The organism is Saccharothrix sp. NPDC042600 (assembly GCF_040647305.1).
In the GTDB taxonomy this organism is placed as follows: Bacteria; Actinomycetota; Actinomycetes; order Mycobacteriales; family Pseudonocardiaceae; genus Actinosynnema; species Actinosynnema mutabilis.
In genome coordinates this window covers 174907-200136 of sequence record NZ_JBEZBW010000001.1, presented here as the reverse complement: position 1 = coordinate 200136, position 25230 = coordinate 174907, and the positions used below count along the sequence as shown (strand labels likewise).

The following is a 25230-nucleotide window of genomic DNA, read 5'->3' as shown; positions in this document are numbered from 1 at the left end:
GCGCCGTTCGCCCGTGGGCACGCGCCGTCGTCAGACACGCCCACGACGCCGACCCCTGTTCAAGTGGAGGAAGATGGCCGAACGCTGATCGTCGACGTCTCCGATGACGGCGTGGTGGCGGTCCGGCTCCGCGTCGACCTCGGTCTGCGAACCCTTGCCGACTCCGGTTGTCGCGGTGGACGGCCAAGGCGCGATCGTGTCACCGCCTGCCCACCCGCGGTGCGCTTCACCTGCCACGTCAACGGCCAAGGGCGCGAAACCCCGTGCGTCGATGCCGTCGTAGCCGTGCCGGATGATCGAGCGGTAGACGTAGTCGGAGGTGACGAGGACCAGCGGCGCGGCGGCCCTGCGCAGGGCCGTCTTGACCTCGGGGGCGTCGAGCAACCGGAACGCCAGGTCCAGCGACTCGCCGAAGCAGCCGCGCTGGTCGTGGTGGACCTCGCCGGCGTGTACGACGGCGCGCAGGCGCAGTTCGAGGTCGGGGTGGCGGGTGTTGTGCTCGGCCAGCAGGCCGGTCAGCACCGGGATCACCGGGTTGAGCAGCAGCGTCGTGGGTGCCGGGTCCACCGGCCGGACCAGCACCAGGACGCCGTCACCCCGGTCGATCAGCGGATCGCGGCAGTCCGCCGGTATTCCCCCGGTGCGCAGTGCGTGTTCGATGACGTCGTACATCACCTCGCGCAGCAGCGCTTTGACGGTGTTCCTCCGAGCCGTGGAGCGTTCGATGTCCACTGCGAGGATGGCTCGGTATCGAGGCGGTTCGAGTGCATTTGCGTTCACGACTCATACCGTCCCGCCGGCGGCACCCCGCCCACATCCCCGGTTGCCGCAGCGCGCCTCACGAAAATTGGTGAACCACACCGTCGGCACTCCCCGGTGGACGGGTCGGGGTGTCACGATCACGGGGTGAACAGCCGCACCTTGGCCGCCCAAGTGGTCGTGGCCACCGGGCTGGTAGCCGCCAACCTCTGGCTGGGCTTGGAGTTCGGCATGCTCCCGGCGCTCGGCGTGTGGTCCGAGGTAGCGGTGAGTGCGTGCTTCGTGGCCGGTGGCCTCGCGGCGTGGTGGCTGAGGCCGCGCAGCCGGACCGGCGTCTGGCTGTTCGCGCTGGGCTTGGTCAGCCTCCTGAACAACCCGTACGAGTTCCGACTGCCGACGGCGCTGCCCGGCCACGGTGCCGTGGTGCTCCTCGGCGGAATCATGACCTGGTTGCAGTACGCGATCGCCGCGCATGTGTTGCTGGGCTATCCGACCGGCAGGTTGAGCGGGAGGCTCGACCGTGCGCTGGTCGGATCCGCCTTCGTGCTGTCGTTGGCCGGCGGAACGGCGCTGTTGATCACCCAGACCCCCGATCCCGCGGTCTGCGCGGCCTTCTGCCTCGACAGCCCCCTACAACTGGTCGCTGACCGCAGCCTGTACCTGGGCATCCGCTCGGTGGTCAACATCGTCTGGCTGGCGCTGGCCCTCGCCCTGATGGTGCTGCTGGTTCGTCGGATCGCACGTGCGACACCGCCACGGCGGCGCGTGCTGGGCTTCGCGACAACGATGTTCGGGCTGTCCTGGGCGTTCTACGTGGCCCTGGCCATCGCCGTGGTGGTCGGCTCCGTCCGGTCACCCGCCGCGGAATTCTTCCGGTACAGCCACCAGTGGGCCGGTGTGGTCGGTCTACCCGGCACGTTCTTCTTCGGGCTGCTGCGCGAGCGGCTGGCGTTCGCGTCGGTCGGGCTGCAGGTCGGCAGGCTGGTCCGGGTGCAAGCGTCCGAGGTCGAGACCACCCTCAGAGAAGTGCTGCACGACAAGGGATTGCGTGTCGCGTTCCCGACCGGCGGCGACCTGGTGGACGTCGCGGGGAGGCCGTTCGAACCGCCGTCCGGCCAGGCCGTGACCCTGCTCGGCGATCCGGCGACCGTGGCGCTGGTGCACGACCCCGCGCTGCTCGACGACCGGGAACTCCTCGAAGCCGCTGCGGCGACAGCGTCGCTGGCCCTGGACAACGCGCGCCTGCACGCGGAGTTGAGGGTGCAGTTGGCCGAGGTACGCGCTTCTCGCCAACGCCTCGCCGCCGCCGCGGACCACGAGCGGCAACGCCTGGAGCGGGACCTGCACGATGGCGCACAACAACGGTTCCTCGGGATCGGGTTGGCGCTCAGGGTCCTGCGCGGCAGATTGGAGCAGGAACCCGACCGGGAGTTGGTGGACGAACTGGAGCACGAGCTGCGCGCGGCCATCCGGGAACTTCGCGACCTGGCGCAGGGAATCCGCCCAGCGGTGCTCACCGACCAGGGTCTGCTGCCCGCGATCGCCGGACTCGCCAGGCGGGCCGCCGTGCGAGTCGCGCTCGACCTCGACATCGAAGGCCGTCTCGACCCGGTCATCGAGGCGACCGCCTACTACTTCGTCAGCGAGGCCCTCCAGAACACCGTCAAGCACTCGGCCGCGAGTGACGCGCGTATCACCGCGGTTCGCGGAGGGAACAGCCTTGTCATCATCGTCGCCGACGACGGGCGCGGCGGCGCGGACCCGCGATCGGGCACCGGCCTCGGCGGACTGGCCGACCGGGTCAACGCCGTGGGCGGGAACTTCGTGATCCAGTCGCCGCCGGGAGGCGGCACCACCTTGCGAGTGGAGCTGCCATGCGGGTGATCGTCATCGACGACTCCGTCATCGTCCGGGAAGGCCTGCGCAAGCTCCTCGAGTCCGAGGGACACGAGGTCGCCGACACCGTGGCCCGTCCGGAGCAGGTGGCCGCGGCGGTCGCCACCGGCCGGCCCGACGCGGTGATCCTCGACATCCGCATGCCGCCCACCTTCACCGACGAAGGCGTTCAGATAGCGACATCCCTGCGCGCGGCTCGACCGCGGCTCGGGATCCTGGTGCTGTCCCAATACGCCGTGCCGGAATACGCCACCCGCCTGCTGGACGCCGGCGCGGCGCGAACCGGCTACCTGCTCAAGGACCGGGTGCTGGAACCGCTGCAGCTCAGCGAGGCGCTGCGGCGTCTCAACGAGGGCGGCACCGTCGTCGACCCGGACGTGGTCGGGGAACTACTGACCGCCAAACGCCGCGACGACCCGCTCAACGCGCTGAGCGAACGAGAACGCGAAGTGCTGCGACTGATGGCCGAAGGGTTGTCCGACAAGGGGATCGCCGAACGACTGTTCGTCTCGCTCAACACCGTGGGCACCCACGTGCGACACATATTCAGCAAACTCGACCTGCCCCGCACCGCCGTCGACAACCGTCGGGTGCTCGCGGTCCTCGTCGCGCTGCAAAGGTGAGTGTCCGGAGGTCGATCGTCGGCGTCGAGGCTGGTTCTCCGTGAAACTTCAGAATTGCGTGGTGATCAGCCGTTCCATGGCCTCGACGGGCAGTGACGGGTTGGCCGCTGCGTCTCCGGCCAGGTCCGGGTCTTCCAGCAGGTTGATCAGGATGTCGGGCGGCAGGTTCGGGTGCCGTGCGGCCCAGCGTCGCGCGGTGGGGTCTTCGAGGCACAGCAGGAGGGTGTCCGCGCGGGTGTTCGGGTGTTCGGCGACCGCGCGGTAGGTTCGGCGTGCGGTGGCGTGGCGCGCCATGTGGTCCAGCAGGTCGGGGTCGCAGTGGGGGTTGGTCGCCAGGCGGCGGAACAGGCTTGGCCCGTGGTGGGCGGCGAGTACCCGCAACCGATCCGCACCCAGCGCCGGGTGCGGAGCGATTCCTTTGACGACACGGATGTCGTCGTCCGCGACGAGCCTGTCGAAGACGTCCGCGGGGAGCGCGGTGCGTGCGGCGACCAGCATGCGGACCCGTGGGGACGGCGATGCCGCGAGCCGACGCAGCTCGTCGTCGGTCGCCGCCGTGACGCGGGGCAGGAGCATCGGTCCGAGTCGGATCGACTCGGCCAAGCGGATCAGGACGTCCAGCGGGACGGACGGGTTGTGGTCCACCTCCCGCCGCACGGTCTCGGACACGTCGTCCGCCAGTCCGCGCAGGACCGGCTCCGCCACCACGGCGTTGCCGGCCAGGCCGGCCCGGACGCCGGGGACGCGGTCGGCCGCCAGGCGTTCCTGGGCGTCCCGAGGCAGGTCCGGCCGGCCGGCGACGGTCGAGCGGACCGCCCAGTCGTCGTGCTCCAGCAGGGCACGCACCTCGTCCGGTGGTGTGGTCGGATCGGCCGCCCTCTCGACGTCGGGATCGACGTCCCAGGCGGTGTCGTCACCGCCCGGGACCGTCGACCGGGCGGGGAGGCGCGTGCGCAGGCGGTCGGGCAGAGCCGGGTTTTGCTCCAAGCCGTGCAGGATGTCTCGGGTCCTTGGATCCACTTTCCCCGTGCTCCGTTCGAATCGCGCGTCGCACGCACCCTACTTCGGTGGCTGGAATCCCCCGATCTCCTGTTCGAGCAGTTCGGCCAGCCGCAGCGGGGTGCGGTCCTCGTACATCGGGCCGATGAGTTGCACTCCGACCGGTAGGCCCTCGGGGGAAAGGCCCGTGGGGATGGCCGTGGCGGGCAGGCCGGGCATGGTGGCCACGCCCGCCCAGACGAGCTGGTCGAAATACGGGTACTCGACGCCGTCGATGGCGATGTGGCGTTCGAACAGGTCGGGGCTGTGGTCGTGGGGGAACGCGGGCGTGGGCGTGATCGGGCACACCACGGCGTCGAACTCGGTGAACAGCCGCCGCCAGGCGTGACGGTGGAGTTCGCGGCGGGTGTTCGTTTCCAGCCAGTCGCGGTGGCTGAACACCATCGCGCGCAGGCGTGCGGCGTCGAGGCTGTGGTCGGCCGCGCTCAGCCCGGCTACGCGGGTCCTGATCTGTTCGAGGGTTTCGGTGGGGAAACGCGCGACGGCTCCCGAGATCAGCAGCTGCATGTAGAGCGTCGCGGCTTCGGTCAGGTCGGGCAGCCGCGGGCTGTGCCGTTCGACGCGGGCACCGCCGTCGATGAGCGCGTCGGCCACCCGGTTCACGGCTGCCCGCACGGCCGAACCGGTCGGGATGAGCGGGTGGTCGTCCACGACCAGGACTCGGAAGTCGCTCAGACGCTCGTGGCGGGCGGGTGCCAGGGCCACGCGGTGTGCCAGACCGGCGGTCAGCGGGTCCGGGCCGGCCATGACGTCGAGCAGGAGGGTGAGGTCGCGGGCGGTGCGTGCCATCGGGCCGACCACGGCCAGGTCGAAGTCGACCGGTAGTGCGGGCTCGGGCGGCGCGACCATGCCGCGGGTGGCCGCCAGTCCCAGCGTCGGCTTGTGCGCGTAGATGCCGCAGAAGTGCGCGGGGGTGCGCAGCGAGCCGGCCAGGTCGGAGCCGATGGACAACGCGCCGAACCCGCACGCCAGGGCCGCCGCCGACCCGCCCGAGGACCCGCCCGCCGTACGACCGTGGTCCCACGGGTTGACGGTGGTGCCGTAGATCTCGTTGAAGGTCTGGATGTCCTGCAACCCCAACGGCACATTGGTCTTGCCCAGCACCACCGCGCCCGCTTCCTTGAGTCGCGACACCTGCACCGCGTCCTCGGCCGGCATGTGGTTCCGGTGCGGCGGCATGCCCCAGGTCGTGGGCAGCCCGACGACGTTGTACGACTCCTTCACCGTCACCGGAACACCCAGCAGCGGCCGGTCCTCGCCACGCGCACGTGCCTCGTCGGCCCGGCGGGCGGCCGTTCGGGCACGGTCGAAGTCCGGCACGCAGATCGCGTTGATCACCTCGTCGTCGCGCTCGACACGGGCGATCGCCTCCTCGGTCAACTCCACCGACGTCACCGCACCGGCCCGCAACGCGGCAAGCAGTTCTTCGGCCGAATCAAAGCTTCGCATGAATTCGACGCTAACCACTTGCCGTGAAGGGCACGAAATTCCGGTTAACGCAAAGGGGTGTCGGAACGACTTACCTTCGCCGGCGAAGTTGCGCGCTCGCACCGCCGCCTAGGGCAGTTCTTAGCAGGTCACCGCACCGGCAGTGCACCAAACCGAGCAACACAGCCATGAAACCCCGCACGACACAACAGGACGGAAGTCTCATTTCGCTCACCGGCTGCCCGCTGATTCCGGGGCAGCCAATGGCAGGGTGACGGTGAATCGGGCTCCGTGGTGGTCGGTGGCGTGGAGTGTGCCGTTGTGGGTGGTGGCGATGCGGCGGGCGATGGGCAGGCCCAAGCCAGTGCCGCCGGTGGCGCGGGTGCGGGCGTCGTCGAGGCGGGTGAAGCGGTCGAAGACGCGTTCGCGGTCTTCGGGTGGGATGCCGGGGCCGTCGTCGGCCACGTCGAGCACGGCCTGGTCGGTTCCGGTGGTGAGGTTGACGGTGATCGTCGTGGTGGCGTGGCGTTCGGCGTTGTCGAGCAGGTTGCCCAGTAGGCGGTCGAGCAGCGCCTTGCTGCCGCGCACCAGCACCGGCCGGTCGGGCACCGCGACGGCCAGGGTGTGTCGGGTGCGCCGGTGGGCGGTGTGGTCGCGGATCACGTCGGTGAGGTCGACGGTGGCGGTCACGGCGCTCGGGGCGTGGTCGAGGCGGGCGAGCAGCAACAGGTCGGTGGCCAGGGTTTGCAGGCGTTGGGTGTCGGCCAGGGCGGCGTCGACCACGGCGGGCCAATCGGCTTGGCCGGGGTGGGCGCTGGCGATTTCCAGCTCGGCGCGCAGCGCGGTGATCGGGCTGCGCAGTTCGTGGGAGGCGTCGGCGACGAAACGCCGGTTCTCCTCCACAGCGGTCTCCAACCGGTCCAGCGTGGCGTTGACCGTGGTCGCCAGGCGCGCGATCTCGTTGTCGGCACGGGGTGTGGGGACCCTGCAGGTCAAGTCCTGCTCGGTGATGTCGGCCATCGACCGGCGGATCGCCTCCACCGGCCGCAGCACCCGTCCCGTGGCCAGCGAGACCACGGTGGTGAACAGGCCGATCAACAACACCGCCGCCGAGCCGGCGAGGATGATCTGCGTGTTCAGGGAGCGCTGGGCGGCTGCGGCGGCCTCGCTCTCGGATCCGACGCCCTGCACGACGGTTCGACGTTCGCCGGTGTCGGTGATGAACGAGTACCTGGTCTCGCCGGGGTCCGCGAACGGCCAGAGGGTCAGTTCCGGCACCACCGAGTAGGAGTGGTACCACGCGGTGCACGCCATCTTCTCGTCGAGCAGCGTGGCGCGTTCGGACACGTGGGCGTCAAGCTTCTTCGACCTGACTTCGATGCCACGCGTTTCCCCCACGGGGCCGGAGGGTGCGATGCACGACATGCCCCACGTCTTGGCCGGATTCGGGTAGGACGAGGCGATTTCCACTTCGCCGACGTCGTCGTCCCCGAAATCCGTCGGGTCCACCGGAGGCAGTCCCGGCCTCGGCGGGATGTCCTCACGCCCCGCCACTGCTCCCACGACGCAGAGCGTGTTGTGCTTCGTGAACGCGTTCTCCGGCCGGGCCGCGGCGTCGCGCAGGAAGATGCAGGTGAAGATGAACAACGCGCCGATCGGCAGGGTGACGACGATCGCGGAGATCACGGTGACGCGGCGGCGCAGCGAGTGCTGTTTCATCGGCTGTCCAGTCGGTACCCGACGCTGCGGACGGTGATCTCGGTCTGGGACAACGACTTGGTCAGGTAGTCGCCGGCCCCGGAGTCCAGGCCTTCGGCCCTGTCGGGTTCGCCGTCCTTGGCCGTGAGCATCACGTCCAACACGATCACGTCATAGGCGTACTCGGTGGACCGCCACAACCCGTCCCGCCCGTCGTATTCCACATCGACGACGAAACCTTCCGCCGTGAGCCCACGAACGAGCGGCCCGGCCAACCGGCGATCGTCCTCCACGACCAATACCCGCATGCCGCCACTATGCCGCATTACATCCGAGAATCCTGAAACGCGCTTCAGGTTGATTCAGCGCCGCCTCAGGTTTGTTCGACACAGCAAGGCGATCCTGTGGTCAGCCAGTCGAGAAACCTGCGCTCATGGGATGAGCTGCACGTCGGGGTGGGTGGGTCGGTCGAAGGCCGTTGTCGGCCAACCGCGCAGGTGTAGGTTGAAGAACGCGCCCAGGTACTTTCGTTGGGCGGCCAGGCTGGACCGGGGGTCGATGGTGCCGATCGACGCCGTGAAATCGCCGTCCAGTTGCGGCAGAAGGACTTGCGCGTCGGAGAAGCTCAGGTGCTCCGCCGTGGGCAGGTACACGTCGCGTCGCCAGCCCGTGGACGTCGACCAGAACGAAGCCCAGTCCCCGCTGTGCGCGTGGTTGTGCGGCGCGCCGCTGCTCAGGCCGCCGCCCATCAGCAGGAACGGGCGGGTGACGCCGACGCTCGCCGCCTGCCCGTAGCGCGGGTCCATGCTGCCGTCCAGGTTCGCGCCCGCCTTGATCCGGTTCTCGCCGATCATCGCCTCGGCGGTGGTGAAACCGCCCATCGAGTGGCCGAACATGCCCACCCGGGTGAGGTCCAGCGTGGGGAACGCCGCCAGTTCGTCGAGCACGAAGCTGGTGTCCCGCACGCGTTCCCGCAGCACCTGCGCCGCGTCCACACCGGACCGCGGCAGCTCGACCCGGTCGGGGAACTGGACCGGGCCGACCGGCGTGTGGTCGATGCCGACCACCACGTACCCGCGGCTGGCCAGGTCCTCGACCAGCGTCGTGCCGAGGAACCGGGAGTGCCCGCCGCCCGGCGAGTACAGGACGACCGGTCGGCGGCCGGGCAGCGGCGTGGCACCGGTGCGCGAGCGGGTCAGGGTGCCGGCGAAGTCGGCGGTGCCGGGCGGGACACCGGCGTTGCGGTCGTAGTACGCGGCCACCGCCGGCGGGAACTGCCGCGCCCTCGGCCCGTTGCCCGCCGCCGGGTACCACAGCGACACCATCAGCTCACGCGGTCGGCTCGTCCACGGGTCGATCCGGTCGTGGTCGACCAGGTGCAGTTCCTTCGTGCCGACCGGGTAGGGGCCGGTGGGCCCGGGCAGGGTCAACGCCACGGGTTGGGTCGCCGCCGCGGGCGCGAGGCCGGCGGCCAGCGTCACCGCCGTCACAGCGGCGGCGAAGGTCAACTTCTTCATGCCGGTCAGCGTCGCCGGAACACCCCGCGTCGGGCATCTGGCGGGAGCCAATGAAAGCACTAGCCGAAAGTCATACGAGCCCGGCCTCGTAGGCGATGATCGCCGCCTGCACCCGGTTCGCCACGTCCAAGCGGCGCAAGATCGACGTGACGAACACCTTCACCGTGCCCTCCACGACGTGCAGCCTGCGAGCGATCTCGGCGTTGGGCAGACCGGCACCGACCAACGCGAGCACCTCACGCTCACGCGGCGTCAGCTCGCCGACCAGACGCCGCGAACGGGCCGAACTCGCCATCCGGTCACCGCCCACCTGCTGGATCACCTTGTGCGCCACGGTCGGCGACAGGAACGCGGCACCCTCCGCGACCGCGCGGATGCCGGCGAACAGCTCCCGCGGATCACCTGACTTGACCAGGAACCCGCGCGCGCCGCCGCCGAGCGCCGCCGCGATGTGCTCGTCCTCGGAGAACGTGGTCAGCATCAACACCCCGGTGTCCGGAGCGACGCGGGCGATCTCCGCGGCGGCGGCGAGCCCGTCGAGCACGGGCATCATGATGTCGAGGAGCACCACGTCCGGCCGGTGCGCGACGACCAGCTCGACCGCCTCGCGCCCGTTGCCGGCCTCGGCGACGACCTCCAGCTCCGGGTCGGCGGCCAGCACCGCGCGGATACCGGCCTTGACCAGCGGCTCGTCGTCGGCGAGCAGGACCCGGATCACCGCGACACCGCGTTCCTCGGGACGGTCTCCTTGACCGCCAGCCGGTCGTCGACGAAGCACAGCCGGTAGAACAGCCGCTCGTCGGTCTGCACGGTGGCCCAGTAGTGCCGGCAGTCCGCGGCACGGGGCGGAGCGGGCAGCATGCGCTCGGGGTCGCCGAGGATCTGGAAGCGGGGCAACACCTTCTCGACGTCCTCCTGCGACTGTCCTATGTGGAGTTGCTGGTACGCGGCCGGGTCGAGCCGGTTGTCCGACCCGACGAGAACGTACAGCCCGAACGCCGTCACCACCACGACAGCCGCGGCCAGCAGCGGCACCCGCGCCAGCCGCCACAGGCGGGGACGCTCCCGCACGGGCCGTGGCGGCGGCGCGTCGTGGGGCAGACTCGCTTCGAGGACGAACCGCCCGTCACGGATGCCGGCCTCCAGCGTGCCGCCGAGAAGCCCGGCCTGCTCCCGCAACCCGGTGATACCGGAACCGTTCCTGCGCGGACCTTCCGCCCCGGACAGGTCGTTCACCACGGTCACGGTCGTCCGGTCGCCGGTCTCGACGCGCACGGTCACGGGCACTCCCGGCGCGTGCCGGGCGGCGTTGGTCAGCGCTTCCCGCACAACCCGGTGGACCACGGCGGCGACCTGCGGCGGCGGGTCCAAGGGTGCGACGAGTTCGACCGTCTGCCCGGCGGCTGTGGCGCGGGCGACCAAGGGTGCCAGGTCGCTGCTCTGCTCGCCGAGCATGTGCACGATCTGGCGCAGCCGCTCCGTGGCGGCGGCGACACCGGCCCGCAGCTCACCGGCCTGACCGCGGGTCTGCTCGTCCAGCCGAGGCGACACCTCAAGCGCGGCGGCCCGCAACGCGACAAGCTGCAACTCGTGGCCCAGCGAGTCGTGCATGTCCCTGGCGATCCGCGCCCGCTCGGTGAGCGCGACCCGTTCGAGCTCGGCGACGAGCAGCTCCGCGCGCCGCCGCCGGTAGCGCCCAGCCAGCCAAGGCACGCCCACCACGAGGAGCACCACCAAGACCAGCACGAACCAGTCGTAGAGCCCGAAAAGCAGCCCGAACCCGCCGCGCTCGCCGGCATCGACCAGCACACCGACCGGCAGGCCGGCGAGCAGCAACCCGCCCAACGCGGTCACCACCGACCGCGGCTCGGCCAACCGCCGCCCGGCGAGATACCCGAACACCGCGGCGGCGACGAGTGGCCACCCTCGCACCGGGCTGGTCGCGATGGGCGCCAGCACGAGCGCGGGCACCACCACGCCCGCCACCGTCACCGTCAGCACCGCGACCGGGAACTTGCGGAACAAGCTCGTACAGATCCCCGCGACAACGAGACTGGCCACCAACTCGGCCCACCGCCCGGCGAGTTCCACGCCCAACGGCACCGCGATCAGCCCGAAGGGCACGACCTCACGCCACCGACCCACCGACGCTCCGCGATGTCGTCGGCCGACGCGTGCCCGGCGTCCACGCGCGGTTGAGATCCGCCATACCGGCACCCTACCTGCGCTGCTCCCCCGCACCCGGACCTGAGCCGGCCTTGAGCACGCGGGTGGTGTCGGCGTCGAGCGGGGTGCCGTCGGCGCTGCTCGGGACGACGGTCGGGACGGGTTCGCCGTGGTCGTCGACCAGGGTCGAGTGGGTCTCCCCGGCGGTGAAGGCGTGTCGTTCCCCCCACTGCCGCAGGGTGAGGATGACCGGGAACAGGTCGCGTCCGGCGTCGGTGAGCACGTACTCCTGCCGTCGTCCCGAGGGCGCGGGGCGCTGGGTCAGCAGGCCGTGGGCGGTGAGGCGGCGCAGGCGGTCGGTGAGGATGTTGCGCGCGATTCCCGTGCGGCGCTGTAACTCCGTGAACGACCGCGCCCCGTCCATGGCGTCGCGCACGACCAGCAGGCTCCACCGGTCGCCCACGAGGTCCAACGCGCGCGCGACCGGGCACTCCGGGTCGGTCCAGTCGGGCACCGCGCGCCCCTCCCGTTCGGTTGCGGTTTGAAACCATCATGCCGTACGGTCCGAACGGTTGCAATTTGCTACTGATTGGGGTCGTGCATGGACGCGGGACGACGACTGGTGCTCGCGGTGGTGTGCGGGGTGGCGGTGGCGGGGATCTACGCCGCGCAACCGGTTCTGCGGCCGATGGGCGCGGAGTTGGGCGTGCCGGCCGGGCTGACCGGGTGGATCGTGGCGACCGGCCAACTCGGCTACCTGGCGGGGCTGGTGCTCCTGGTGCCGCTGGGCGACGTGGTGGACCGGCGACGGCTGATCGCGGCGCACCTGGCGCTGACCGCCGTGGCCACGGCGGTGACGGCGTCGGCGTGGGCGGGATGGGTGGCGTTCACGGGGTTGGCGGCGGCCGGGGTGCTCGCGGTGGTCGTGCAGACGACGGTGGCCTACGCGGCGTCGGTGTCGGCGCCGGCCGAGCGCGGCCGGACCATCGGTGCCGTGACCTCGGGCGTCGTGGTCGGCATCCTGAGTGCGCGGGTGGTGGCCGGGGCGATGGCCGAGGTGTGGGGGTGGCGCGGCGTTTACGCCGTGCTCGCGGTCCTGTCCGCCGGCCTCGCGGCCGTCGTCCTCGCCGTGCTGCCCGCCGACCGACGCGCCACCCGCCGCGTCCCGCTCACCGGTCTGTTGGGGCGACGGGATTTCCTGATCCGGGGCACGATCGCGTTCTTCCTGTTCGCCGCCTTCGGGACGCTGTGGAGCGGCCTGTCCCTGCCGCTGGCCGACGCGCCCTGGCGCCTGAGCGAGAGCCTCATCGGGATGTTCGGCCTAGCCGGACTGGCCGGCGCGCTGGGTGCCGCACGCGCGGGCCGTTGGGCGGACGCCGGACACGCTCACCGCGTGACCGGGTTGTCCCTCGTGCTGCTCATCGCGTCGTGGGCGGCCATCGCGCAACTCCCCTGGTCACTGTGGCTCCTGGCGGCGGGGATCGTGGCGCTGGACTTCGCCGTCCAGGCGGTGCACGTGAGCAACCAACACGTGCTGACCGCCGGCACGGCGGGGACCAGCACCGTCATCGGCGGCTACATGATCTTCTACTCCCTGGGCTCGGCGCTGGGCGCGACCACGACCACCGCGGTCTTCGCGACGCACGGGTGGACGGGTTCCAGCGTCCTGGGAGCCGGCTTCGCGTGCTGCGCGCTCGCCGTCTGGGCGACGGACGCGGTGGCGCGACGGAAGGCCGCGATCCAGGACGGCGGGCCGGTCGCTACGACTTCGGCTTGTCACGGTCACCACGCCGCTTCGACCGAAGCGCTTTGAGCGACACCGCCAACGCCGCGAGAGCGGCCAGGGTCCCCGCCGTGTCGTTGATCAGTTGGAGAAGGTCGAGCACCGGATCCTCTGCATTCCGCCGGCGCTTCCCCCGAGCGATCCTGTGAAGGGCGCACGAGGGACCTCCGGCATTCAGGCACGCTGAATGAACCGGAGGTCTCCCTCGCCCAACCAAGAGCTTGGACCGACGACGCCGGGCATCCCACGCTGGACCCCGTGCTGACGACATCGCCGTGTTCGGAGGTACTCCCCTCTCGTGATCGAGACTACGCACATCGCGTTGCGCCGGCACTCGTCCATCCGGTGCAGGCCGGCTCACCGGTCGTCGTGACGTCCAGCGCGCCCGTGGCGCGGCGGATGTCGGTCGGTTGACCGTGAACGCGGTTCACGCGGGCGTGGACGGGTGTTCGGCTGGCCGACGGCTTGGGTTCGCCCGTCACCCACCCGCGCCGCCCACGGTCCGGGGATGCGTTCCACACGGCTGATAGCCCTGATCGTCCTGCTGTTGACCGCCGTCACGCCCGCCTCCGCCCAGGCGGGCACCCTCGCGCTCGACCGCGTCGAGTACCCCGTCGGGACGGCCGTCACGGCCACCTACACCACCGACAATCCGACGAACCTCAACTGGATCGGCCTCTACACCGACCCCGGCAACGCCCCCGTCAACGGCGTCTACGTCGGCCCCAGCACCGCGTGGGTCTACGCCCCCGGCGCGTCCGGCACGGTCACGCTGCCCACCGACGGGCTCACGCCCGGCGCGTACGTCGCCTACTTCCTGCACAACGACGGTTACACGTCCCTGGCCGCGCCGGTCCGCTTCCGCGTCGTCGGCCTCGGCAACCAGCCGCCGCGCTTCCTCGCCGACCCGACCCCGCTACGCAACGCCCGCGTCGGCGCGCCCTACTCGGCCCGGGTCCCGGCCGTGGACCCGGACGGGTCCGCCGTGCGCTTCCGCAAGGTCGCCGGTCCGACGTGGGTCACCGTCGGCGCGGACGGCAGCGTCTCGGGCACGCCGCGTCGCACGGGCGTCGAGCACATCACCGTCGAGGCCACCGACGGCGAAGGCCTGACCGCCCGCGCCACCGCCACCGTCACCGTGCGGGCCGCCGGTGAACGGCTGGTGCCCGAACCGGTGATCACCGCATTCAACGCGTGGCACTCCGGTTCGCAGGTGCGCGACGGCGTGAGCAAGCAGATCGCGTTCCTGCTCTCCTCGGGCAGCGACGTCGTGGGCGTGTCCGAAAGCCGGGGCACGCACGCGCAGACCCTCGCCGACGCCCTCGGCTGGTACTGGGCCCACGACGGCAACGACCTCGGCATCGTCAGCAAGTACCCGCTGGGCGAGACGTTCCGCGCGGACGCCGGTTTCGGGGCACGGGTGCGGTTCGCGCCCGGTGAAGAGGCCGTGCTGTGGGACGTGCACCTCAACTACACGCCCTACGGCCCGTACGACGCGTGCTTCGACCGGATGTCCGTGGAGCGCATCGTGCAGCGCGAGCACGAGTCGGGACGGGTGCGCGAGATCGAAAGCATCCTGGCCGCCATGCGCCCGCACCTGGCCGACCGCGACCGGACGCCGGTGTTCCTGGTCGGTGACTTCAACGCGCCGTCCCACCTGGACTGGATCCCCGCCGCCGCCTCCGCCCACTGCGGCTACACCGTGCCCTGGCCCGTCAGCCGGGCGGTGCAGCAGGCGGGTCTGACCGACACCTACCGGGCGGTGCACCCGAACCCGGTGACCAAGCCGGGCACCACGTGGTCCCCGGTCTACCCGCGCCACAACGGCTCGACGGGCGTGCCGGAACCCCAGGACCGCATCGACTTCGTCCACTCGGCCGGACCCGTGCAGGCGACGAGCAGCGAAGCAGTCGTCCTCGGCACCCCCACCGCGGTGCCCAACCACCAGGACAACCTGTGGTCTTCCGACCACGCGGCCGTCACCACCCGCTTCCGCTTCTGATCCCCTGGGGTGCGGCGGCCCCACTCCGGCCGCCGCACCCCCGGTCAGGTGGTGATGGCAGCGGTGAGTGCGTTGTGCAGGAACCGGCGGCACGCCTGGAACGCCAATGCGCGACTCGGGTAGCTGCGACTGGACACCGCCACGTCACTACCCTTGACCTGCAACCGCCACGACGACAGGCCGCCGTGCCGGGGAGCGGTGGTGGTGCACCGGTGCAGGGTGCGATGCAAGACGAACAACGTTGGGGAGGCGGCGCTCCCCTCACTCGGACGAGAACGCTTTGCGCCTCTTGCGCCGGGCGACGGCCAGCGCGAGTCCACCTGCCGTGGCGGTGGCCAGGGCGGCGGCAAGTCGTGAGCGGCGGCGGGTCAGACCGGGACCCGGCTCCGCGGCGGAGGAAGACGAGGTCTGGACCGCCGGAGCTGGGGCGGTCCGAGTCGGGCCGGCGACGGGTGGCCCCTCAGCGATCGCCCGGCGGTACTCGTCCTCGACCACGCGGACGAATCGGCGGTCCCTGCGCCGTTCCGATGCCCGGCTGTGCCAGGAACCCTGCGCGGAAGCCCAGTACCGACGGCCCGGCTCACCGCGGAACACACCACCCAGCATGTCTCGCAGCAGCGGCTCGGGCAGAGTGCCGGTCTCGTAACCCATCTGCGCGTAAGTCATCATCAGGTCCACGTAGACGTGGCGGCGTTGAGCATCCGCCGTCTCCCCACCGGTCACCGGCGACCAGCACGGCCGGTACAGCTCCGGCTGTTCCAGCTCCAGACGCACCAGCTCGGTGTAGAACGCCCGCGTGGCACTGACCTGTTCCGCCCGGCTCTGCCTGACCTGCACTGCCAACGCCGCCGCCACACCGCCCAGGGCGAGCGCGGCCAGCACCGCCGACGTACCCCCGTAGGTCTGGCCGATGTCGCTCAGCCTCGACCAGTCACGCCCACCGTCGAACAGGCTCAAAGCCAACGGCGACAACACCACCGCGCTCAACGCCAGACACGCGACCATGACACCGAGCACCAGCATGACCATACGACGCCGCGATCGAGGAGCGCTCTTCACGACCGCGCAAGCTACCGGGTCCCGATCCGCAGCGCGGCGCATTTTCGATCATCTGAGGCGTTAACGGCTTCAGCGCGTCGTAGCGATAGGTCACGTAAGAGGCGTGAGCACTCCGGCCAGAGGAGGCCGAGCCAACGGTTCGGGACCGCGCGAACGGCGAGGGGGATGGCGACTGAAACGCGAAGCGAGAAGCTGCTCGGCGGGGGTCCACGCGCAAACCACCGTACATCGGGGTGGTGCTCGGTGGTTCGCCCGGCGGCGGTAGCCGGGCGTAGCTCCACCTCGGCCGCGGTCGGGCACCTCGCCGACATGTCACTGCCGTGGGAACCGGATCACCCATCGGCGTTGCCACGGGGTTTCGACGGCGCGTGGGTTGTGGTGGTGGCGGGTCCAGGGGACGGCTTCTTCCGGGGCGATGCCGGACAGGATGGCCAGGCAGGCGAGGACGGTTCCGGTTCGGCCGACGCCGCCGCCGCAGGAGACCTCGACGGCTTCGCCGGCTCGGGCGCGGGCGTGGAGTGCGTGGATTTCCCGGATGGCGGCGGCGTGGTCTCGGGGTAGGCGGAAGTCCGGCCAGTCCAGCCATACGTGCGGCCAGGTCAGGGTGGCGTCGTGGGTGCGGCGCAGGCGGTGGGAGCCCAGGTACAGGCCGAAGTCCGGGGTGGGGCCGGCCGGTAGCGGGTGGCGCAGGCCGCGGCCGCGGATCCAGGAGCCGTCGGGTAGTTGGATCGAGCCGGGCAGGGGTGCGGTGGTCATCGGGGTGCGCTTTCTGGGGTTTGACGGGCGCGGTGGTTGGCGACGTTGACGCGGTTGCCGCAGCGTTCCGGCGTGCAGTAGCGGCGGCGGCCGGCGCGGCTCGTGTCGGCGAACACGCCCCGGCAGCCCGGCGCTTCACAAGCCCGGAACCGGTCGTGGCCCAGTGCCCGGACCACGCCCAGCAGGGCCACGCCGAACAGCGCGGCCAGTTCGTCGGCCAGTGACGCGCCGGGAGCGGTCGGGACGTGCCACCGCCACCCGCCATCGGGGTCCGGGCGCAGGACCGGGCCGAGCGCGGCGCGGCGGGTCAGCACGTGCGCGCCCGCGACGGCCTGGTCCTCCGTCTCGGTCTCCAGGATCATCCGCACCTCGCGGCGCAGCAGCTGGACCTGGAACACGTCGTCGGCGGTCGGCTCCCGGTCGGCGAGGGCGTCGGGTCGCACGGCGCGGTCGACCAGGAACGCCGCGAGCGACTCCGGGTCGGGCAGACCGTCCCCGGCCGGACGAACAGTCGGAGACGTGTTGACCAGGTCCGTCGCCACCGCGGCACCGGCGGTGTAGTCGGTCAGCGGTATGTCCACGGCGCCCTTCCGGTGTAAGAGGTAAAACGAGACTACAACCCTTTCAGACGGTGATCAACGCGGGTTCAGAGTTCGTAGGTTCGTGCGACCGCGATCAGGTTGCCGTCCTCCCGCGTCGAGGCGACGGTGTCCGCGGGTCGGGGGCGGAAGCCCGGGGCGTCGGCGAGGTCGTGGGTTTCGTCGATCGCCGTCACGCGGATCCGGGACGCGCCCGGGGTGCGCACGGTGATCTCGACGCCCTCCGGCGGCAAGTCGCGGAAGCGGACCTCACCCGGCCAGGTCTTCGCGCGAGTGCCTGTGACGGACAGGGTCACCGGGGCCGCGCCGGGAGCGGTCGCGGTTGCCTGGTCGATGCGGTGGTCGATGCGCAGCACCAGCGATGTCGCCGAGCGTCGTGACATGACGTGCATGGTCACGGTGTCGCCGTTGCGGGCTCGTACTTCGACCATCGGTCCTTCGACGGGCATCGGCTCGGCCGGGCCCGTCCACAGGTCGCCTCGGGCATAGCCTTGCGGTAGCCGGGACACGTCGCGGTTCCGCACGTGTTCGCGGGTCCAGTCGGTCGGTTCGGCTTCTCCGCTGACCCAGCTCGCCTCGCCGCTGTCGGCGTCGAGCACGTAGGCCAGGTGCGAGCGTCGCGGGTGTTGTCCGTCGAAGTCGTCGGCCACCAGGCCCGCTCCTGCCAGGGCCATGGACAACACGGCAGCGGTCAGCGGCACGGCGGCGGTGGCGCGCCCGGCAGTAGACGGCATCAGCAGTTCGATCACGGGCAGCAGCGTCAGCCCGAACAGCACCAGGCACACCGCGCCCGCACCACCGAACGCCAGCCCCACCCCGTTGAACAGGTTGCGCGCCAGGGCGGGGAGCAACGCCGCCGGGACCAGGGCACCCACCGTCAACGCCGCCGCCGGCCACCGCAGCATCGCCAGCAGCGCACCCGTCGCGGCGGACAGCGCCGGCAACGCGAACAGGAACGACGCACCGGGCGCCGCCGCCGCGCACACCACCCCGAGCACAGCGGGCCACACCAGCGCCCCGACCGCCAACGCGGCCGGACCGAGACGACGGCGCAGCACCACGTACCAGCCGAGCAACGCCGTCGCCGCCAGCGCGGCCAGCGTGACCTGGAAGGCCAGCGGACGGTGCAGCAACCCGCCCATCAGGTCGTACCCCGGGCGCACCCACACCAGAACCGACCACAACACCTGCCCGAGCAACCCCGCCACCGCCAGCGGCAACACCGCCGAGACCGCACCGAGCAGCATCCGCGGCACGCTCATCAACCGCCGCCGTCGCGCCACCACCGCCAACGCGACCACCGCCAGCACGGCGAGCAGCGCGAACGGCCAAACCAGCGCGTCGGAGTAGGTGATCATGAAGCCGAAGAGCCGGAAGTAGGTGGCATCGTGGTCGGACGTCAAGCCCGGCAGGTCGGCCTCGCGCAGTGCCCGGGTCAGGTGCAGCATGTTCTCGCCGTGGTGCTGCAAGCTGCCGCGGTCGAGGTTCGCGATGGAGTCGCCCGCGGTGTGGTAGAACGACGATTCCTCGATGTAGGCGAAGTTCAGCCCGGTGAACCCGGCCCCCGACAACGCGCTGAAGTCGGTGTTGTTCGGCAACATCCGGTAGACCTCGACCATGGACGAGTCGCCCCGCGGGTGCGGCACGGCGTCGGCGAACAGCGACACCAACCCTGCGTTCTGCGCGGAGGTCTCGAACATCAACGACGGTCCGCTGACGCCCCGGGCCTCCCAGTTCAGCACCACGCCGCCCTTGCGCCCCAACGGGTGCTCCCGCACGAACGCCTCCGCGCCGAGAACGCCGTCCTCCTCGCCGTCGGTGAACAGCAGCACCAGGTCGTTGCGACCGCCGCCCTGTGCGGCGACCATCCGCCCGACCTCGACCATCGCGGCGACCGCCGCGCCGTCGTCGGAAGCGCCGGGCCCCATCGCGGCGGAGTCGTAGTGCGCCGCCAGCAGCACCGTTCCGGTCGAGTCCCGGCCGGGCAACGTGGCGACCACGTTGTCCACGCGCCCGAAGCTCGCCAACCCCGTGGACGCACGCGCCCCGACCGAACGCTGGACCTCCACGGAGAACCCGGCCGACCGCAACTGATCGGCGACATAGTCCCGCGCCCGGTCACTGGCCGGACTCCCCAACGGGCGCGGCTCGGTCGCGAACCGGTTCAAGTGCACCATGGCCCGCTCGGCACTGAACCGGTCCGCCACCGACGCGGAAACCGGTTGCTGCCCACTACCCTCGGCCATCGCGGTCAACACCACGGCAACCGCGATGACCAGCGACGCGGCAACCCCCGCGACCACCCGGCGTGGCACTTCGACAAGTTCGTTGATCACGGACCGCGACGCTATGCACCAGTGGAGCCGGCCGTAACGCGGTGATCCGCACAACGGGGGTGTGGTTTTCCGCAGTGTCCTACCGCGCGCTCACCTGACCGAAGTCACCGCTATTCCCGGGGACACCCCTCGGAACATGCCCGACCTGCGGCGGTCGGGTGATCCGTCGAGTGGCACCAATCCTGCGGTTCGCGTGATCCCGATCGCCGGCACGCTGGCCGTTGATCGCCAAGCCCTCGCAACCCACGGGACGTCCATGGAGATCCGACTGCTCGGCCCCGTTGAACTGCACGGCCCTTCCGGCATGGTCGATCTCGGACCACCGCTGCGCAAGTGCGTTCTCGCCGTGCTCGCGGAGCGGCCGGGTCGGGTGGTGCCGACGTTGACGCTGATCGACCGCGTGTGGAGCGGCCGGCCGCCGGCGGCGGCGCGCAAGGCGTTGCACGCGCACGTCAGCCGGTTGCGCAAGGCGCTGCTCGACGCCGGCGGCGGCTCGCTGGTGAGCCGCGACGGCGGTTACGCGCTGGTCGTGGAGCCCGACCAGGTGGACTGGGCCCGTTACCGGTCCACCGTCGCCGCCGCCCGGACCGCCGCGCGCGACGGAGACGACCAGCTCGCCGCCGAGCGCTTCCGGCTCGCCGCCCGGCTGTGGCGCGGCGAACCGTTGAGCGGACTGGAGGGCCGTTGGGCCGAGGAGACGCGGGTCGCGGTGACCGCACAACGGTTGTCGGCGGTCGAGGCGGCACTGGAAGTGGGGATGCGGCTGGGCCGGCAGGCCGAGCTGGCGGGCGAGGCCGCCGATCTGGCGCGCCACCACCTGGAGCGGCAGAACCTCGTCGCCCTGGCCGCGCAGTGCCTCTACTGGTGCGGCAGGCAGGAGGAGAGCGCGGACCTGCTCCGGCAGGCGATGGAGCACCTGCTCCGCAGCGGCGTGACGCCCCACCCCCGGCTCAAGGGCCTGCACACACGCATCCTGCACAACGACGACGAACTCGCCGGCCCGTTCCCGAGCCCTTCGCCGCCGCCGGGCGACGCCGGGGCGCGCCGTGAGCTCGTCCGCGAGATGCGCAGGATCTGGCTGGAACGCCGGGACATGGGCACACGCGTGGTGCTGCGCCTGCGGGAGCAGCCGGACGCGGTCTGGCGGGAATTCGCCCACCACGACGTCTCGGACCTCCGGGAGCCCGGGCCCCTGGTGGAGCAGTCGGTCGCCGAGCTCCTGCTCGAACACCACAACCGAAGACTGCTCGTGTTGGGCGACAAGGGCGCGGGCAAGACCACCAGCCTGATCGACCTGGCGGCCGACCTGCTGGCAGCCTCCGACGACCCGGCGCACCCAGTGCCCGTCATCCTGCCGCTGTCCCGGTGGCACGGTGAGGACTTCGCCGACTGGGTGGTCAACCAGATCCGCGACAACTACCGGCTGGCCGCCGACCGGGTGCGTCCGCTGCTCGTGGACGACCAGGTGGTCGTCCTGCTCGACGGACTCGACGAGGTCGCCGCCGACCTGCGCGGCGCGTGCGTGCGGGGCATCAACGCCTTCCGCACCCGCTTCGGCGCGGGACTCGTCGTCACCTCGCGGACCGCCGAGTACCGGGACCTGGACGTCCGGTTGACGCTGGCGAACGCCGTGATCATCCAGCCGCTCACCGTCGAGCAGATCGACGCGCGGCTCGCGGACGGTGGTCCCGCCCTGGCCGGGCTGCGCGACGCCGTCCGCCGGGACCCGGTGCTCCTGGAGCACCTGTCCACACCTCACATGCTCGACGTCGTGTGCGTCGCCTACGCGCAGGGCGGCGAGGTGTCGCCGACGATCGGCGGCTCCTACGACGACTACCTGCGGGCCCTGCTGCACCGACCGCGGACCCCACTGCCCGGGCTCTCCGCGACACCGCCGTTCGACTTCGCCGCCACCCGCCACCACCTCACGTGGCTCGCTCGGCTCATGACCACCCGCGGTGAGACGACGTGGTACTCCGAGCACCTGGTGCCCGCGTCGCTGCCCGGGCCGCGCCCCCGGTGGCCACTGCCGGCGACGCCGTGGTCCCGGATGGCGGAGCGGGTCGGGATGCGCCGCCTGGCGACCGCCGTGACCTGCGGCGCCGTGGCGGCCCTGCTGTGCGCCGTGGTCTACGGCGTGCAGCTGGGCCTGGGCCGCTCAGCGGCGGCGGGCACCCCGCTGGACGCCTCACCGGTCTTCGCCGTTCCGCTCGCCGCCGCCGTGTTCGCGGCGGTCACGTGGTTGCTCGTCCGCGACGGCCTGCCGGCGTGGCTGCGCGTGCCGGCCTACACCGTGACCCTCATGGTCGCCGGCGGTCTGCACAAAGGCGTGTCCATCGGGCGGCAGGCCGGCGCGGCGGCGGGGTGGCGTGCGGGTGTGGTCGGCGCGCTGGTCTACGGCGCGGTCATCGCCGCCTCGGTCGCGCTGGCACTGGCCGTGGTGGTCGTGGTGTGCCGCCTGGACAGGGACGCCCGGTGGACCGTCTCCCACGACCGGATCACGCGGTGCACCGACACCGCCGTGGTGTGCGCCCTGGTCGTGGGCCTGAGCCACGCCCCGGCCAGGATGGCCGCCACGCCGCACGACGCCGTGTACGCCTTGACCGCGGGTTTCGGCTACGGCGTGATCATGGGGCTGGGCGGCGGCGTGCTGCTCGGCCTGGGGTTCATGCTCGTGGACCTGGACGTCGTCCGACCGGCCGCCCGCTGGCGGATGTCGTGGCGCGGCTTCGCGACGGCCTGCGCGGCCGGCGCCGTGTGCGGCGTCCTCCAGTGGCTGCTGCTCGTGCAGGCCGTGGCGCTGGTGCTGGGCCCGGACCGGGGACCGGTGTTCGGCTTCGTCGTCGCCATGACGTTCTGCCTCGTCTTCGCCCTGGGACACGGCCTGCGACCGGACACCGACCTGCCGGTTCCCGCTCCCGCGAAGGCGCTGGACGCGTCCCTGCGCGCCGCCGTCGGACCGGTGGCGGGCGCGGTGCTCGTCGCGCTGGTCGCGACCGCGCCGGCCCGCCCGGCGGTGGTCGAGTACGTGAAGATCGCTCTCGTCGTGCCCGCCGTGCTGGCCGCGTTGCCGACGTTCTGGTTCACCGGCGGCGGGGTGTGGTTGGCGCACCACGTGACCCGGCTGATCGCCCGGCACGCGCGCTTGCTCCCGCGAGACCTCCCCGCGTTCCTGGAGCACGCCGACGAGCGCATGCTCCTGCACCGGCACGGCGGCGGCTACGGGTTCCGGCACCCCGAGATCCAGCGGCACGTCGCCGAGCACACCGCGCCCACGGCCGCTGACCTGCCCGGCAAGGATTCGACAACCGTCCCGCCCACCTCGGGGAGGGAACCTGGCTGAGACGAACGCGGCCCACTCGACCGGAGGAGCTCAATGTCGTCCGCTGCCCTCGCCGCTCCCGCACTCCCCCGTGACCTGCCCAAGAAGATCGCCACGCACGCGGCTGCCCTGCTCCTGCTCGCGGTGTGCGTGGACGCCGTCAGCGACCTGCGCCACGCCGACCCCGTCGTCTCCCAAGTCGTGCCGTCCACCGTGGGCGGCAGCCCGGCCGGCGCCCGCCTGCCGGACGCGCACGACGGCGTGGCCGCGAGCCGCGACGAACGGCCCGCGGTGGCCGTGTTCGAACCAACCGCGCCCACACTCGACACGAAGTCGGCGGCGATGTCCCCCGTCGCCGCCGCACCCGCGGCGACAACGCCGGGCAGCACGGAATCGGACGGCGTGCGATCGGATGGTGGGAACACCGACCTGCCCGCATCCGGGCACCGACCGTCGGGGGGCACGCCCGAACCCGCGCCGCCGGGCGACGGGAAGGGTGTCGCGTCGGTGGCGGGCGGCACGGCCGGGGACGGCCGGAAGCAGGCCCCGACACGCTCGACGCCGGTTCCGGTGCCGCCCGTCGAGCACCGCGCGGCACCGGCCGAGCCCCCGCCGCCCCAGGTGACACCCCGCAAGGAACTTCCGACGGTCCCGGCGCAACCCACGGTCGCTCGGCCCGTACCCGCGACCCCGCCCCAGACAGGCATGCCCCAGGACACCCAGCCGCCCCCGGTCGTCCCGCTCAACGGGCCGGTACCGGCGCGGCCCATCGGAACGAACATGACCGTTCTCCCTCCGGCGACCATGGCCCCCCGGATCGCCGCCCGCGACGACATGAACGTGTCCGGCCCCGCGGTGGCGGTCGGGTGGCCCACGAAGGGGATGCGCTTCGGCGGACCACGCCAGATGGTGGGCAATGACACCGAAACCATGGACTGACCTGCCGGGGGTGACCGGACCGGTGACCAACAACCACGTCGACCGCTCCTCGGGCAACCTGGTGCAGGCCGGGTACATCGACTCGGTGCACTTCCACCGCGTGCCGAGACCCGCGCGCACGCTCCTCGTGATCGTCGCGATCTGCACGCTGATCGGGGTGTCGGCGACGTCCGACCGCGCCGCACCCCGCCCGGCGGGCTCCACCGCGGCCAAGGCCTGCCTGGTCCGGACCGACTTGTCGACCAAGTCCGGGTACGTGTGGGCGAGCCTGCCCACCGAGAACGAGTATCGCCCGTCCGACGAGCACCAGTGCAACTCGTCGGGCGGGACCAACAGCGTGGTCCGCGACGGGGTCGGCTCGTACACCGTCGCGTTCCCGGGCCTCGGCGTCGACGGCGGCACGGTCGAGCTGTCCACCGCGGACGCCGCCGACCGGTTGTGCTCGGTGCGCGACTGGGGCCCGTCGCGCACCGACCAACTGGTGCGGGTCACGTGCGTCGACCGCGCGGGCGCACCGGCCGACGCCGCTTTCACCCTCGGCTTCCTGTTCACCATGACGCGCATCGGCGTCAGCGCCTACGTCCGCGCCGACGACCCGAGCGCGGCCACCCAGGTCCCGGACGCGAACCACCAGCACAACTCGACCGGAGGTGTGAACTCGATCGACCGCGAGCACACCGGCTCCCACGTCGTGTTCCTCCCCGGCGTGGACAAGGCGCTGGCCGAGGGCCTCTCGGGCGGCATGGCCAAGGTCACCGCACTCGGCCCCACACCGAACGCGTGCTCCCTGCACGGGTGGCGGCCGTGGCACAACCCCGAGACGGGCAAGGACTTCCTGGTCGTCCGGGTCACCTGCACCACACCGGGCGGAGATCCGGTGGACGCGCCCTTCGCCCTGTCGTTCACCGCAGACCTCGGGTCCTCCCCCACCGCGCGCGTCCCCGGCGCGTACCTGTGGGCCGACAAGCCGGGTGAGGCGGCGTACACACCCACCAAGGAGTACCAGTACAACTCGACGCACGCGCTGAACACCGTGACGCGTTCGGCGTCCGGGACGTACACCGCGCACCTGCCCGGCCTCGCTCGCAAGGGTGGGCACGTCCAGGTATCGGCGTACCGCACCACGGCGACGTGCGGCGTGACCGGTTGGCGACCGGCTGAGCGCGAGCAACGGGTGGACGTGGTGTGCCGCGCGCCGACCGGCGAACCGGTCGACGCCCAGTTCGCCCTGGTCTACCTCGGGTGAACCACCGGCCGTCGGGAAGGCGTGCGGTGCCCTCACACCCGC

General features: G+C 71.6%; 21 protein-coding genes. 7 read left to right on the top strand and 14 right to left on the bottom strand.

Going from position 1 to position 25230, the window contains the following annotated elements; genetic code table 11:
- Positions 1–30 precede the first annotated feature (30 nt).
- Positions 31–672, bottom strand: a complete 642-nt coding sequence (locus AB0A74_RS00775) for a hypothetical protein (protein ID WP_358246785.1) — start codon at positions 670–672, stop codon at positions 31–33.
- Here AB0A74_RS00775 and AB0A74_RS00770 point away from each other — a divergent pair.
- Together AB0A74_RS00770 and AB0A74_RS00765 are read left to right on the top strand one after the other, a co-directional pair.
- Positions 652–2643 carry a sensor histidine kinase gene (locus AB0A74_RS00770; RefSeq protein WP_358246784.1) on the top strand — a complete coding sequence of 664 codons (1992 nt, stop codon included), beginning with the start codon at positions 652–654 and terminating at the stop codon, positions 2641–2643. The genes AB0A74_RS00775 and AB0A74_RS00770 overlap by 21 nt on opposite strands.
- Entirely contained in the window at positions 2634–3278 is a 645-nt protein-coding gene (locus AB0A74_RS00765; RefSeq protein WP_358246783.1) for a response regulator transcription factor, read from the top strand. Before AB0A74_RS00770 ends, AB0A74_RS00765 begins: the two co-directional genes overlap by 10 nt.
- 48 nt (positions 3279–3326) lie before the next feature.
- Here the strand turns inward: AB0A74_RS00765 and AB0A74_RS00760 are convergent, their stop codons facing one another.
- The 8 genes from AB0A74_RS00760 to AB0A74_RS00725 all read right to left on the bottom strand — a co-directional run bounded on the left by AB0A74_RS00760 (position 3327) and on the right by AB0A74_RS00725 (position 11660).
- On the bottom strand, positions 3327–4265 hold the full coding sequence (locus AB0A74_RS00760) for a hypothetical protein (protein WP_358246782.1): 939 nt from the start codon (positions 4263–4265) through the stop codon (positions 3327–3329).
- Positions 4266–4337: 72 nt separating this feature from the next.
- The gene (locus AB0A74_RS00755; RefSeq protein ID WP_358246781.1) at positions 4338–5786 is read right to left on the bottom strand and encodes an amidase; all 1449 of its coding nucleotides are present in this window, start codon (positions 5784–5786) and stop codon (positions 4338–4340) included.
- Between the two features lie 210 nt (positions 5787–5996).
- Positions 5997–7484, bottom strand: coding sequence for a HAMP domain-containing sensor histidine kinase (locus AB0A74_RS00750; protein WP_358246780.1), 1488 nt, complete (start codon positions 7482–7484; stop codon positions 5997–5999).
- Positions 7481–7771 (bottom strand): hypothetical protein, encoded by a 291-nt coding sequence (locus AB0A74_RS00745; RefSeq protein ID WP_358246779.1) that lies wholly within the window; start codon positions 7769–7771, stop codon positions 7481–7483. Before AB0A74_RS00745 ends, AB0A74_RS00750 begins: the two co-directional genes overlap by 4 nt.
- Positions 7772–7894: 123 nt before the next feature.
- Positions 7895–8980, bottom strand: coding sequence for an alpha/beta hydrolase (locus AB0A74_RS00740; RefSeq protein WP_358246778.1), 1086 nt, complete (start codon positions 8978–8980; stop codon positions 7895–7897).
- Between the two features lie 70 nt (positions 8981–9050).
- The gene (locus AB0A74_RS00735) at positions 9051–9698 is read right to left on the bottom strand and encodes a response regulator transcription factor (RefSeq protein ID WP_358246777.1); all 648 of its coding nucleotides are present in this window, start codon (positions 9696–9698) and stop codon (positions 9051–9053) included.
- Complete coding sequence (locus AB0A74_RS00730) at positions 9695–11125, bottom strand: histidine kinase (protein WP_358246776.1); 1431 nt, start codon at positions 11123–11125, stop codon at positions 9695–9697. Before AB0A74_RS00730 ends, AB0A74_RS00735 begins: the two co-directional genes overlap by 4 nt.
- Before the next feature lie 73 nt (positions 11126–11198).
- Positions 11199–11660: a helix-turn-helix domain-containing protein gene (locus tag AB0A74_RS00725; protein ID WP_358246775.1), complete on the bottom strand. Its 462-nt coding sequence runs from the start codon at positions 11658–11660 to the stop codon at positions 11199–11201.
- An 87-nt stretch (positions 11661–11747) separates the two neighbouring features.
- On the opposite strand from AB0A74_RS00725, the gene AB0A74_RS00720 reads away from it, so the two are divergent.
- Both AB0A74_RS00720 and AB0A74_RS00715 read left to right on the top strand, forming a co-directional pair.
- On the top strand, positions 11748–12959 hold the full coding sequence (locus AB0A74_RS00720) for an MFS transporter (protein ID WP_358246774.1): 1212 nt from the start codon (positions 11748–11750) through the stop codon (positions 12957–12959).
- 478 nt (positions 12960–13437) lie between these two features.
- A complete protein-coding gene (locus tag AB0A74_RS00715; RefSeq protein WP_358246773.1) occupies positions 13438–14931 on the top strand; it encodes a putative Ig domain-containing protein in 1494 nt (497 codons plus the stop codon).
- A gap of 44 nt (positions 14932–14975) precedes the next feature.
- Here AB0A74_RS00715 and AB0A74_RS00710 read toward each other — a convergent pair whose 3' ends face one another.
- From AB0A74_RS00710 to AB0A74_RS00690, 5 genes are all read right to left on the bottom strand, one after another.
- On the bottom strand, positions 14976–15161 hold the full coding sequence (locus tag AB0A74_RS00710) for a hypothetical protein (RefSeq protein WP_358246772.1): 186 nt from the start codon (positions 15159–15161) through the stop codon (positions 14976–14978).
- A gap of 31 nt (positions 15162–15192) precedes the next feature.
- A complete protein-coding gene (locus tag AB0A74_RS00705; protein ID WP_358246771.1) occupies positions 15193–15948 on the bottom strand; it encodes a DUF6082 family protein in 756 nt (251 codons plus the stop codon).
- Positions 15949–16302: 354 nt separating this feature from the next.
- The gene (locus AB0A74_RS00700; RefSeq protein ID WP_358246770.1) at positions 16303–16746 is read right to left on the bottom strand and encodes a protein-tyrosine phosphatase family protein; all 444 of its coding nucleotides are present in this window, start codon (positions 16744–16746) and stop codon (positions 16303–16305) included.
- Positions 16743–17327: a CGNR zinc finger domain-containing protein gene (locus AB0A74_RS00695; RefSeq protein ID WP_358246769.1), complete on the bottom strand. Its 585-nt coding sequence runs from the start codon at positions 17325–17327 to the stop codon at positions 16743–16745. Before AB0A74_RS00695 ends, AB0A74_RS00700 begins: the two co-directional genes overlap by 4 nt.
- 65 nt (positions 17328–17392) lie before the next feature.
- Positions 17393–19681 (bottom strand): M28 family peptidase, encoded by a 2289-nt coding sequence (locus tag AB0A74_RS00690; RefSeq protein ID WP_358246768.1) that lies wholly within the window; start codon positions 19679–19681, stop codon positions 17393–17395.
- Positions 19682–19937: 256 nt separating this feature from the next.
- On the opposite strand from AB0A74_RS00690, the gene AB0A74_RS00685 reads away from it, so the two are divergent.
- From AB0A74_RS00685 to AB0A74_RS00675, 3 genes are read left to right on the top strand one after another with little or no spacing between them, the layout of a single operon-like run.
- Positions 19938–23024: a BTAD domain-containing putative transcriptional regulator gene (locus AB0A74_RS00685; RefSeq protein ID WP_358246767.1), complete on the top strand. Its 3087-nt coding sequence runs from the start codon at positions 19938–19940 to the stop codon at positions 23022–23024.
- A gap of 33 nt (positions 23025–23057) precedes the next feature.
- The gene (locus tag AB0A74_RS00680) at positions 23058–23942 is read left to right on the top strand and encodes a hypothetical protein (RefSeq protein ID WP_358246766.1); all 885 of its coding nucleotides are present in this window, start codon (positions 23058–23060) and stop codon (positions 23940–23942) included.
- Positions 23943–23952: 10 nt separating this feature from the next.
- On the top strand, positions 23953–25188 hold the full coding sequence (locus AB0A74_RS00675) for a hypothetical protein (protein ID WP_358246765.1): 1236 nt from the start codon (positions 23953–23955) through the stop codon (positions 25186–25188).
- Positions 25189–25230: the final 42 nt, after the last annotated feature.

Coding starts and splice junctions, on each gene's coding strand:
- AB0A74_RS00775 (WP_358246785.1), bottom strand. CDS start 672: ATGTACGACGTCATCGAACACGCACTGCGCACCGGGGGAATACCGGCG.
- AB0A74_RS00765 (WP_358246783.1), top strand. CDS start 2,634: ATGCGGGTGATCGTCATCGACGACTCCGTCATCGTCCGGGAAGGCCTG.
- AB0A74_RS00755 (WP_358246781.1), bottom strand. CDS start 5,786: ATGCGAAGCTTTGATTCGGCCGAAGAACTGCTTGCCGCGTTGCGGGCC.
- AB0A74_RS00750 (WP_358246780.1), bottom strand. CDS start 7,484: ATGAAACAGCACTCGCTGCGCCGCCGCGTCACCGTGATCTCCGCGATC.
- AB0A74_RS00745 (WP_358246779.1), bottom strand. CDS start 7,771: ATGCGGGTATTGGTCGTGGAGGACGATCGCCGGTTGGCCGGGCCGCTC.
- AB0A74_RS00740 (WP_358246778.1), bottom strand. CDS start 8,980: ATGAAGAAGTTGACCTTCGCCGCCGCTGTGACGGCGGTGACGCTGGCC.
- AB0A74_RS00720 (WP_358246774.1), top strand. CDS start 11,748: ATGGACGCGGGACGACGACTGGTGCTCGCGGTGGTGTGCGGGGTGGCG.
- AB0A74_RS00715 (WP_358246773.1), top strand. CDS start 13,438: ATGCGTTCCACACGGCTGATAGCCCTGATCGTCCTGCTGTTGACCGCC.
- AB0A74_RS00700 (WP_358246770.1), bottom strand. CDS start 16,746: ATGACCACCGCACCCCTGCCCGGCTCGATCCAACTACCCGACGGCTCC.
- AB0A74_RS00685 (WP_358246767.1), top strand. CDS start 19,938: ATGGAGATCCGACTGCTCGGCCCCGTTGAACTGCACGGCCCTTCCGGC.
- AB0A74_RS00680 (WP_358246766.1), top strand. CDS start 23,058: ATGTCGTCCGCTGCCCTCGCCGCTCCCGCACTCCCCCGTGACCTGCCC.